Consider the following 11574-nt stretch of genomic DNA (forward strand, 5'->3'; position numbering starts at 1 on the left):
ATCCGCGTACCGATCGTCGACGTCCTCCGGGGCAGCCATTGAGTCAACTCGATGGAACATTGCGCGAAGCGTCGTCCTCTATCGCAACACCAAGACACTCTGAGGACGCCGCCATGATCGATCCAAAAACCGGTATGAAGCCAGGCGAGCGGTATGTCGTCGAAAGCCTGGAGCGTACCCAACACTTTCCAGGATTCTTCCTCGATGGAAAGTATTACCTGGGGCCCGAGTTGATGACGACGGTCGGATGGCTGGAAGGACAGACGTTTTTTTACGATCAACTCGACCCTACCGGAGAACCGGTGTTTGCGAATCGGGTCGCTGGCACTATTGAAAACCTGACGCTCATCCTGGCAGATGGTGCACGTCTGAACCTGAACGAGGTGAGGTACAACGCTCGAGAAGAACCCACCCCACCCGAAGTCGATAAAAGTCCCGATGTGCTCGTTCACCCTGTGTCCTCGGCGCTCAATGAAAAACTGGTGGTGATCACCGGAGCTTCAAGTGGGATAGGTCGTGCAGCAGCCCATGCATTTGCTGACAAGGGCGCACGCTTGGTGTTGAGTGCGCGTGACGAGGCCGCACTTGATGACGTTGTCGAAGAATGCACAGCACGTGGCGCTTCAGCCCTGGCCGTGCGCACCGATGTCACGAACAGTGAGCAGATGCGCGCTTTAGCAGACCAGGCCGCTGCCTTCGGCGACGGACGCATCGACATCTGGATCAACAATGCCGGTGTCGGGGCGGTAGGCAGTTTTGAGGAAACGCCGCTGGAAGCGCATGAGCAAGTACTGCAGACGGACCTGTTGGGTTACCTGCGCGGCGCCTATGTGGCATGGCCGTTTTTCAAAGCGCAGAAACGTGGAATCCTGATCAATACGTTGTCACTGGGCAGCTGGGTTGCACAGCCATATGCCGCTGCCTATTCCGCCAGCAAATATGGCTTGCGTGGTCTGAGCGAAGCGTTGCGCGGTGAACTGTATGACTATCCAGATATTCATGTCTGTGACATTTATCCGGCTGTCATGGACACCCCAGGATTTCGTGACGGTGGCAATTTCACTGGCCATGCGCTGAAACCCCCGCCGCCCGTTTATGACCCACATCTCGTCGCCGAAGCCATGGTGGCTTGCGCATTACGTCCGAGGCCGAGTACTACCGTCGGCGCAGCTGCAACGATGGCACGGATAGCGCATTTTTTGCTGCCGGGCTTTGCGTATCTGTCGGGCTGGTTGACTCGCTTAGGCTTGCAACACAGGCCGCAGACTCAGGCCACGTCGGGCAATCTGTTTACCCCATCGAATGCTCAACGCCAGGTTGAAGGTGGATGGCGAGTAACGACGCAACGGCCCTCGCTCGCTGTCGTAGTGGGCGCGACGCTTTTGCTGGGTGGCTTGATGTTCGCTTTGAAGCGCCATGGTCGGCAGTCAGATCGCCCGCGAGGTAAAGGTCGCGAAGTCAGCTGAGGCGCGCAGGCCGTCGTTCAGGCGCGCCATTGAGCAACGAACTACGCTTCATTCAGAATTTATGGTTTAACTAGATAGTTACCTAACTATATAATGCCCCCCTCATTTCAACGGGACATTCAACGTGAAGCAGAGTCAACGCCTCTCGGGCGTATCAAAATTCATTCTGGTCGGGCTGGGCGTGATCATCACCCTCCTCGGCCTGGCGCTGGCTGCGGGCGGCGTGAAGTTGGTCAGCCTGGGAGGCTCCTGGTACTTCCTGGTGGGTGGGCTGGTGATGGCCGTTTCCGGTCTGCTGATCGCTCGCTTCAAGACGGCCGGTGCCTGGTTATTCGCCGTGTTTCTGCTGGGCACGGCGATCTGGGCGGTGAGTGATGCCGGGCTGGTGTTCTGGCCGGTCTTCTCGCGCCTGTTCATGTTCAGCGCCGTTGGCCTGGCGGTGACGCTGGTCTACCCGCTGCTCAAGCGTGCCAATGGTGGCGTGCCAGGCCGCGGTGCCTATGGCATCGCTGCGGTGTTGGCGATTGCGCTGGCGGTGGCGGCTGGCAACATGTTCGTTGCGCACCCGACTGTCGCCGCCACGGGCACTGGCCCGGGCCTGACGCCCGTCGAGCCCGCCAACGCGCAAAAGGACTGGGCGCACTACGGTAATACCGAGGGCGGTAGCCGCTTTGCTGCGCTGGATCAGATCAACCGCGACAACGTCGACAAGTTGAAGGTCGCGTGGACGTACCACACCGGTGACGTCGCCGAGAGCGATGGCAATGGCGCCGAAGACCAGCTCACCCCGCTGCAGGTCGGCAACAAGGTGTTCATCTGCACCCCGCACAACAACCTGATCGCACTGGATGCCGACAGCGGCAAGGAACTGTGGAAGAACTCGATCAACGCGCAGTCGAAAGTCTGGCAGCGTTGCCGTGGCATGGCGTATTTCGACGCCTCCACCGTCATCGCTCAGCCGAGCAATTCGACGATCATCGAAGCCAAAACCGCGCCGGCTGCCAATTGCCAGCGTCGTCTGCTGACCAACACCATCGATGCCCGCCTGATCGCGGTCGATGCTGACACCGGCGAGTTCTGCCAGGGGTTCGGCAACAACGGTCAGGTGGATCTGAAGGCTGGACTGGGTAATGTCCCGGACAGTTACTATCAGTTGTCCTCGGCTCCGTTGATGGCCGGCACGACTGTCGTGGTGGGTGGTCGCGTGGCTGACAACGTGCAAACCGACATGCCGGGTGGCGTGATCCGTGGTTTTGACGTGATCACCGGCGCCATGCGTTGGGCGTTCGACCCGGGCAATCCGCAGGATCGCAATGCGCCGGCAGAAGGCAGCACTTATGTACGCAGCACGCCGAACAGCTGGGCGCCGATGTCCTATGACCCGGCGACCAACACGGTGTTCCTGCCGATGGGCAGTTCTTCCACCGACATCTATGGTGTCGAACGCAGCAAGCTCGATCACACCTACGGCGCCTCGATCCTGGCGCTGGATGCCACCAGCGGTGAAGAACGCTGGGTCTTCCAGACCGTTCACAACGACCTCTGGGACTTCGACCTGCCGATGCAGCCGAGCCTGATCGACTTCACCAAGGACGGCAAAACCGTACCGGCGCTGGTCATCGGCACCAAGGCCGGGCAGATCTATGTGCTCGATCGTGCCACCGGCAAACCGCTGACCGACGTTGAAGAAGTGCCGGTCAAGGCGGCCAACATCCCCAACGAACCGTACTCGCCAACCCAGCCGAAATCGGTGGGCATGCCGCAGATCGGTGCCCAGCACCTGACCGAATCCGACATGTGGGGCGCGACCCCGTACGACCAGCTGTTGTGCCGTATCGATTTCAAATCGATGCGTTATGACGGTCTGTACACTGCGCCGGGCATGGATAAATCGCTGAGCTTCCCAGGCTCGCTGGGCGGCATGAACTGGGGCAGTATCTCCACTGACCCGGTGCACGGTTTCATCTTCGTCAACGACATGCGCCTGGGTCTGTGGATTCAGATGATCCCGTCGCAGAACAAAGGCCAGGCCACTTCCGGTGGCGAAGCGTTGAACACCGGCATGGGCGCTGTGCCGCTCAAGGGCACGCCATATGCGGTGAACAAGAACCGCTTCCTGTCGGTGGCCGGTATTCCTTGTCAGGCACCGCCGTTCGGCACGCTGACCGCCATCGACATGAAGACGCAGAAAGTCGCCTGGCAGGTTCCGGTCGGCACCGTTGAAGACACCGGTCCCCTGGGTATCCGCATGCACCTGCCGATCAAGGTGGGTCTGCCGACCCTCGGCGGCACCCTGTCGACGCAAGGTGGCTTGATCTTCATCGCCGGTACCCAGGACTTCTACCTGCGCGCCTTCAACAGCGGCAACGGTGAAGAGGTGTGGAAAGCCCGCCTGCCAGTCGGCAGCCAGGGCGGCCCGATGACCTACGTCTCACCGAAGTCCGGCAAGCAGTACATCGTCATCACCGCCGGTGGTGCGCGCCAGTCGACCGATCGCGGCGACTACGTGATGGCTTACGCCTTGCCGTAAGCCGCCGTGCCCGCCTCACTGGCGGGCAACTCCTCTGTGCGCGGCACCTGCGGGTGCCGCGCCGCTTTGCGCAATCATTCAAGATTCCACCTGGAAGACTCACATGTTTTTGGCTGTTCGCTTTTCTCATGCAGGCTGGCTCAACGGCTTGCTGTTGGGCCTGACCTGCAGCGCCACCCTGCCCGCCTTCGCCGATACCGATTCGAACCTCTTGACCCGCAATACCCTGACCGGTGATTGGGGTGGTCTGCGCCACCAGATGGATCAGGACGGCATCAAATTCACCGGCGATTACAGCGGCGAAACCGCCTACAACGCCGATGGCGGCCTGCACCGTTCGGCCCGTTACTCGCAGAACATCAAGCTCGGCGCGCAGTTCGACCTGAGCAAACTGTATGGCGCGGATAACGCCGGCAAGATCCAGCTGACCATCAACGACCGACGCGGCAATAGCGCCTCCGAGGATCTGGTCGGCAACCGTCTGCCCATCCAGGAAAACTACGGCGGTCTCTACACTCGCCTGACTGAACTGAGTTACGAGCGCAGCCTGTTTACTCCGTCGCTCAACGTGAAGCTGGGCTATATGGCCATGGGCAACGACCTCGGTGGCCTGGACAGCGGCATTCTCTGCAACTTCATGAACGCCGGTTTCTGCGGCCATCCGCTGAACATGTCCGGCGGCAGTGGCTGGACCAACTACCCCAACGCCCACCTGGGCGTGCGCGTGAAGTACGACCTGTCGTCGTCCTGGCAGCTGCGCGTGGCGGCCTTCAATGTCGATCCCGAGAGCAACGGCAATTCCAGCCGTGCCTGGCACCTGGGCCCGAAACATACCACCGGGACCGTGGTGCCGATCGAACTGGTGTACAAGCACGCGGGCGAGTTGCCCGGCGAGTACAAGGTTGGCTACTACTACGACAGTTCCGATGTGCAACGCATCGGCAGCGATAAGGAAGTGTCCGGCCGCGGCGGTCATTACCTGCTGATCGATCAGGCCGTGTGGCGTTCGCAAACGTCCGAGGGTCGCAGCCTGCACGCCTTCGGCCAATACTCGGCGGCCAGCGAAGCGGCTTCACCGTTCAGCAAGTGGTACGGCACCGGCGTGGTGCTGTACAAACCGTTCGAAGGTCGCCCGCGTGACACCGTCGCCCTGGGTTATGGCCGGGCCGTACCTAACCCGCGCAGCCGCGATGTGCAGCAGGACGCCGCGCAGGCCAACGGCACAATGTTGCCGAATCTGGACAGTGCCGAACAATTGGTCGAACTAGGCTACGGCTACCAGGCCACTCCCTGGCTGACGCTGCGCCCGAATATGCAATACATCATCGAACCGGGCGCATTTTCCGGGCAGGACATCGACAATGCACTGGTGTTCGGTTTGCAGGTGAAAGCTACGCTCTGAACGGTCGATTTCCATCGCCAGTGGTGGTCACACCATTGGCGGTGAAGTCCCGACCGCCAAGGACTTTATAAATCTCGGAAACCACCTGCATCGTGGCGTCTTCGATCGTTCCTTCATTTCGGCATAAAACCCAGCCGTGATCTGCAACCGCCCGCTCGAACGACTGGGTACAAGCGACCTGTTCTTCCAGCTTATGGATCACCGTACTGCTCAGCCCACGCCCTCGTGCCGCTGCCCTTGCCCATGAAATATCCGGGTCGGTGACAACGCCGACATGCAGGTCTGGCACTTGCACGTGTCGATCAATGTTCAACTGCAGAATCTCTGCAAACGGGACTATCCGGCGAAACGCGGCATCAGACGGGTACCAGCGATCGATCAGGATGATGCTGCCAGGTGGCTGTTTAGCCAGCACGTGCCGGGAAATCCAGCTACGGCTATCAGCCAGGCGCTCACAAACTTTCAACTCCAGCTCCCGGGTGGGATTTCTGACGAGCTTGTTGACGAGGGCCATTGTTTCACCCCTATGGGGATCGCTTTTTTTCTCGCATAGCCGGATCACCTTTCTGTTGTCTGCCCTCAGTGCTTTCGTAACGGCTTCCAACAGTGTGGTTTTACCGGTTCCCTTGGGCCCATCCAGAGAAACAAACAGCGGACGATTCATTCATCACTTAACGATTGATAGATTGATGAACACTCTAACCTGATTAAATCAAACGAGGCTGCGATCTTCTAAAAGCCAGAGCAAAAGATCGCAGCCTGCCGCATCTCCTACGCAATCCCCCGCGACTGGTTCTGCCAAAACGGTTTGCGAAGCTCGGTTTTCAACACTTTGCCGACGCTGGATAGCGGCAGTGATTCGCGGAACTCGATGCTGCGGGGGACTTTGTAGCCCGCGATGTACTGACGGCAATGAGCGATGATGTCTTCGCCACTGACGCTGCAATCGGGTTTGAGAATGATCACGGCATGCACGGTCTCGCCCCACTTCTGGCAAGGGATACCGATGACCGCGCTTTGCACCACCGCCGGATGGCGGGCAATGGCCGTCTCGACTTCGGCGCTATAGATGTTTTCGCCGCCGCTGACCACCATGTCCTTGAGCCGGTCACAGACGAAAACAAACCCCTCGTCGTCCATGTAGCCACCGTCACCGGTATGCATCCAGCCACCGCGCAAGACTTCGGCGGTGGCCTCGGGCTTGTTCCAGTAGCCGAGCATCACATTCGGGCCGCGGACGACGATCTCGCCCACTGTGCCACGGGGGACCTCATTGTCCTGGGCATCGACGATACGGATTTCGACGCAGGCCGCTGGCAGGCCTGCCGAGTACATCCTGCCGTTAGCCTGACACTCGGGTGTGTGATGCTGCACACCCAGGGTGGTCGCGGTGGGTGCCAGTTCGGTCATGCCGTAGTTTTGCGAGAAACCGGCGTTGAAAAAAACGTTACGCGCGCGGTCTAGCAACGCCGGGGTAATGGATGACGCCCCATAACAGACACGTTTGAGCGATCCGACTTGCAGTGCATGGTCCTGACTCTGGTACCAGTCCAGAAGCATCTGGACCATCGTGGGAGCCAGCAAAATCTCGGTAACTTTTTCCTGGTCGATGGCCTCAAGCGCCGCCTTGGGCGTGAAGGACGGCAAGACCACATGGGTGCCGCCGCTGACGAACAAGGCCGCCATCGCGGAGAAGTCGGCCAGGTGAAACATCGGCATCGAGTGCAGGAACACCGCATCGGCCCCGCAACGGCCGTGCATCAGGGCATTCATGACCGTGAAAGCGATGTTGTCATGACTGAGCATCACGCCTTTGGGAAAACCGGTGGTACCGCCGGTGTAGAAGATACCCAGCAGTTGATCGCCACTACGGCGCGCATCCTCAATTGGCTCGCTGGCGGCGATCAGGGTTTCGTAATCGAGCATGCCAGCAGGGGTTTCACCGTCACCGGCGTAGATCACCTGGCGCAGGGTTTTCGCCTCTTGCAGGATCCTGGCGCCGAGCGCCTTGTGATGATCGTCGACAATGAGGATGGTGGTCTCGGAGTCGTCGAGAGAGTAGATGATCTCTGTCGCACTCCAGCGGAAATTCACCGGGTTGAGCACGGCATCGGCCCAGGGTACCGCCAGAAAATACTCGATATAGCGCTGGCTGTTGAACGAAAGCATGGCCACCCGATCATTGCTCTGGACGCCCAGGCGCTTCAGCGCGCTGGCAAGGCGGGCAACCCGGTCACCGTATTGCGCGTAAGTGGTGCTACGGCCATCGGCACGAATGGCCACGGCATTGGGACGACTTTGCAGATGACGATGCAGCCCTTGAGTGATGTACATGGGGATCTCCGGATGGTTTGGGTTGTTGCCTTGATCTGGAACGGCGTGAAGGCGGATTAATGCGCGGTCACCACAGTGGCAGTGAGTAGCTGAGAATCAGGCGGCTCTCATCGATATCACTGCCAAAGTCAGAACGGGCACTCGCGTTTCGCCACAGCAATGAAAGGTTTTTCAGCGGGCCGCTTTGAATCGCATAGGCGATATCGGTGTCGCGCTCCCATTCCCGGCCCTCCTCTGCCCTGCCGCTCACCTCGACGTTCTTGCCCTGGACGTAACGCGTCATGAACGTCAGGCCCGGCAAGCCCAATGCGGCGAAGTCGTAGTCGTAGCGCAATTGGTACGATCGCTCTTTGGCGGAGCCGAAATCGCTGACCTGCAACAGGTTGACCAGATAAGGATTGGTCGCGGTGAGGTAGGCGAATCCCGTGTCACCGTCCATTTGTTGATAGTAGAAACCGAAGCGGTGCGTCCGGTAGCTGTAGGTAAACGCAGCCCCTAGCGCACGATTGTCCACCTCACTGGCACTGCCATCGGCGCTCTCGTGGGACCAGCGCAGATCGGTGCGTAATGCGTGCCCTGGCGCAATGGGCCAGCTATGCACCAGCGTCGCCACCTGTTGCTTGTAGACATCCTCCAGAATGCCGTAATGAAGGCCCGTGCTCAGCGCAGGGGTCCATTTGTAGTTGCCCCCGACAAAATCGAAGCGATCGGAATTGAGCCCCGGGGTGGTACGACTCGCGGACAGGTCCTCGTTATCCGAGGAGTCACGCTGGTTGACCTGGCGCAACTGGCCGAGGTCCAGGGTCAGGCCGTCGAGCTCTGTGGAGTTCAGCCAGGCACCCTCGAACGTCTGGGGCAACAGGCGGGTGTCGTTGAACATCACCAACGGCAAAAGTGGGGTCAACGTACCGACCTTCAGCACGCTGTTCGAAACCTTGAGTTTGGCGGTCAAGCCCAACTCGCCGTATTCATCTTCGGCACGCCGCGTTTCACGGTCGCGTTGCAACAAACCGGTGCCGCCACTGCGCTCGGGGCTGGAGTCGAGTTTGACGCCCAGCAACCCCAAGGCATCGACCCCCAGGCCGACCGCGCCATCGGTGTAGCCGGACTCGGCGCGCAGGATGAAGCCTTGTGCCCACTCCGCAGACAGGTTCTGCGGTGCACCGGCCTGGCGATAATCACGATTGAGATAGAAGTTGCGGGTCAGCAGGCTGGCGTGGCTCTGCTGCACAAATTCTGCCCAGGCTGCTGGTGAAGCCAGCAGCGTGCCGAGCAACGCCCCCAACGTGGAAAACCAGCACAGTTGCTTTACATGCATTTCAACATCTCTTCTTTTTTGCAGTCCGCAGCAGATTGTCCAGGGCCCGTTTCGGTCCCTGGTCAACTGCCAGTCAGAAATTGCAGATGAGCTGTCTCGCTACCCCTGGAACAGGGACATCGAGTGACCGTTAAAAGTGGATGTGGAACAGAAGCGTCAGAGCCGCTATCAGCGCTTGAGCCTCAGCAACCGGATTGGCATGCAGGCGAGAAACAGCCCGCAGCCCAGGATGATCAAGACGCCAACAGACGATAAGCCCACACTCAAACTGCCCGTCTCGGCCATGATCCATCCCAGCAACGCAGCGGAACCGAAACCGGCGGCCCCGGCGCCGACGCTGCTGATGAACGCGATCCCGGTCGCCGCCGTGTCCTTGCCCAGATAGGTAGGAGGAATGGTCCAGAATACCGGCGTCGCCGAGTACACGCCCGCCGCGGCCAGGCACAGCATCAAGAGCGTCACCGGCACACCGATGTCGGGCAAGCCGAGGACAAGGAAGGCAATTGCCGCCACCAGGGATGGGACAATCACATGCCAGCGCCGCTCCAACAGGCGATCGGAGCTGCGGCCAACCAGATACATCGTGATGGCCGCCGTCAGATAGGGCAGCATCATCAACATGCCCAGTTGCTTGAGATCCGTGACCCCGGCGCTCTTGAGGATCGACGGGCCCCAGGTGCCGATGACCGCCGAGCCTACGCACACCGCGCAATAGACCAGCGCCAGTAGATGAATACGCGGGTCACGCAAGGCGCTGAATGCCCCGCTATGCCCTTTGGAGGTCTTGAGCGCCTGATCGTTTTGCAGATCCTGGCGAATCAGTTCGCGTTCGGCCGGTGACAACCATTTGGCTTTCTGCGGCGAATCGTCAAGCACCCAAAACACGGCCAAACCGAGCAATATCGCCGGTATCGCTTCGATCACGAACAACGCCTGCCACCCGCGCAGGCCGAACAAGCCATCGGCCTCATGCATGATCCAGCCAGATACCAGGCCGCCCAGCAAACCTGCCGTAACGATCGCCATCAACAGGATCGAACTGATGCGCCCGCGGCGCGCCGCCGGGAACCAGTAGCTGAGGTACAACACGACACCGGGGAAAAAACCGGCCTCGGCGGCACCGAGGCAGAAACGGGCCACATACAGTTGCATGGGTGTAGTCACCAGGCACGTCAGCCCTGAAGCCAGACCCCAGATGATCATGATGCGGGTCAGCGTTGCACGTGCACCGATCTTTTGCAGATACAGGTTGCTCGGCACTTCGAACAGCAGGTAGGCCAGATAGAACAGCCCCGCGCCCAGGCCATACACCGCTTCGGAGAAGCCCAGATCCTGAGTGAACTGCAACTTGGCGTAACCGATATTGGCACGGTCGATGTAATTGATGACGTAACAGATAAAAAGAAACGGCAGCAGCCTGAACGTGACTCTGCGGTACAAGGCATCGGCATTGACCACTTCGGGAGGTGCGACGGTGTTCAGTAAAGTCATGAAATAACCTCGATATTATTATTTTGGTTGTTATCGCTGCACTCACTTGAGCGGCTCGAGGTTACGTCAGGTAAACGTCCGGTAAGTCCTCCCCCTGCCGGGGGGGTAATGCGCGTCGCATCGCGGGCACGCCAAGCTCCCACAGGTTATGCGCAAACCCTGTAGGAGCTGTCGAGTGCAACGAGGCTGCGATCTTTTGATCCTTTGATCTCTAGCCCATCGCCAACAACCTGCGCGCCCTCCCCAACACCGGTGCATCGACCATTTCCCCATCCACCTTGAACGCGGCCTCGCCGGACTCCGCCGCGCTCACCACCCGTTGCGCCCACGCCATTTCTTCGGCACTGGGTGCCATTGCTGCATGCACAACGGGCACCTGGCGCGGATGGATGCACAAGGCACCGCCCATGCCCATGTCGCGGGCACGTCCCATGGCCGCGCCAAGCCCGGCGTCATCCTCGAAACTCGGGTAGACGCTGTCCAGCGGCGGCGGCAGATGATTGACCCGCGAATGCAGCAACAGCGCAAAACGGGTCTGGTCGAACAGCGTTTCCACGGCGGGACTGCCCACCTTCCATCCCAGGTCCAACGCCAGGTCCAGAGCGCCGAACGTCAGGCGCTGCACGCCCTTGCAGGCTGCAATGGCGTCGACCGCGAGCACACCCAGAGCGCTTTCGATGATGGGCCAGACAGGTTTGCCGCTAGCGGCGACATGGATGACCTGAGCGGCAGACTCGGCCTTGGGCAACAGGATCCCCACCACATCCGGATGCTGGCGGCACACCTCAAGGTCGGCCTCGTGCTCCGCGGTGCCGGCGGCGTTGATCCGCACCAGCAGCTGCACGCCCCGGTTCCACAGGATGAACTGCGCCAGGTGCTGGCGCGCTGCTGCTTTTTGCGCGGCGGGCACGGCGTCTTCGAAATCGATGATCACCGCGTCGGCGCCACTGGCGAGCGCCTTGGCAAAACGTTCAGGACGATTGCCCGGCACGAACAGCGCCGAGCGAACACACAGACTGGACATACACACGCC

8 protein-coding genes are annotated in these 11574 nt (G+C 60.1%); 3 read left to right on the plus strand and 5 right to left on the minus strand.

Annotated features, from left to right (window positions below):
* Positions 1-113 precede the first annotated feature (113 nt).
* The 3 genes from NPS56_RS14530 (at position 114) to NPS56_RS14540 (ending at position 5398) form a co-directional block, all read left to right on the plus strand.
* A complete protein-coding gene (locus tag NPS56_RS14530; protein ID WP_274075217.1) occupies positions 114-1466 on the plus strand; it encodes an SDR family oxidoreductase in 1353 nt (450 codons plus the stop codon).
* Positions 1467-1590: 124 nt separating this feature from the next.
* Complete coding sequence (locus NPS56_RS14535; protein WP_274075218.1) at positions 1591-3996, plus strand: glucose/quinate/shikimate family membrane-bound PQQ-dependent dehydrogenase; 2406 nt, start codon at positions 1591-1593, stop codon at positions 3994-3996.
* 103 nt (positions 3997-4099) lie between these two features.
* A complete protein-coding gene (locus tag NPS56_RS14540; RefSeq protein WP_274075219.1) occupies positions 4100-5398 on the plus strand; it encodes a carbohydrate porin in 1299 nt (432 codons plus the stop codon).
* Here NPS56_RS14540 and NPS56_RS14545 read toward each other — a convergent pair.
* The 5 genes from NPS56_RS14545 to NPS56_RS14565 all read right to left on the minus strand — a co-directional run bounded on the left by NPS56_RS14545 (position 5388) and on the right by NPS56_RS14565 (position 11565).
* The gene (locus NPS56_RS14545) at positions 5388-6062 is read right to left on the minus strand and encodes a dTMP kinase (RefSeq protein WP_274075220.1); all 675 of its coding nucleotides are present in this window, start codon (positions 6060-6062) and stop codon (positions 5388-5390) included. The two genes, NPS56_RS14540 and NPS56_RS14545, sit on opposite strands and share 11 nt — an antisense overlap.
* Before the next feature lie 107 nt (positions 6063-6169).
* A complete protein-coding gene (locus NPS56_RS14550; RefSeq protein ID WP_274075221.1) occupies positions 6170-7732 on the minus strand; it encodes a long-chain-fatty-acid--CoA ligase in 1563 nt (520 codons plus the stop codon).
* A gap of 67 nt (positions 7733-7799) precedes the next feature.
* Entirely contained in the window at positions 7800-9050 is a 1251-nt protein-coding gene (locus tag NPS56_RS14555) for an OprD family porin (protein WP_274075222.1), read from the minus strand.
* A 168-nt stretch (positions 9051-9218) separates the two neighbouring features.
* Entirely contained in the window at positions 9219-10541 is a 1323-nt protein-coding gene (locus NPS56_RS14560; RefSeq protein WP_274075223.1) for an MFS transporter, read from the minus strand.
* A 211-nt stretch (positions 10542-10752) separates the two neighbouring features.
* Positions 10753-11565 carry an HpcH/HpaI aldolase/citrate lyase family protein gene (locus NPS56_RS14565; RefSeq protein WP_274075224.1) on the minus strand — a complete coding sequence of 271 codons (813 nt, stop codon included), beginning with the start codon at positions 11563-11565 and terminating at the stop codon, positions 10753-10755.
* Between the last annotated feature and the right edge of the window lie 9 nt (positions 11566-11574).

This window comes from Pseudomonas putida, assembly GCF_028682635.1.
Taxonomy (GTDB): Bacteria; Pseudomonadota; Gammaproteobacteria; order Pseudomonadales; family Pseudomonadaceae; genus Aquipseudomonas; species Aquipseudomonas putida_AE.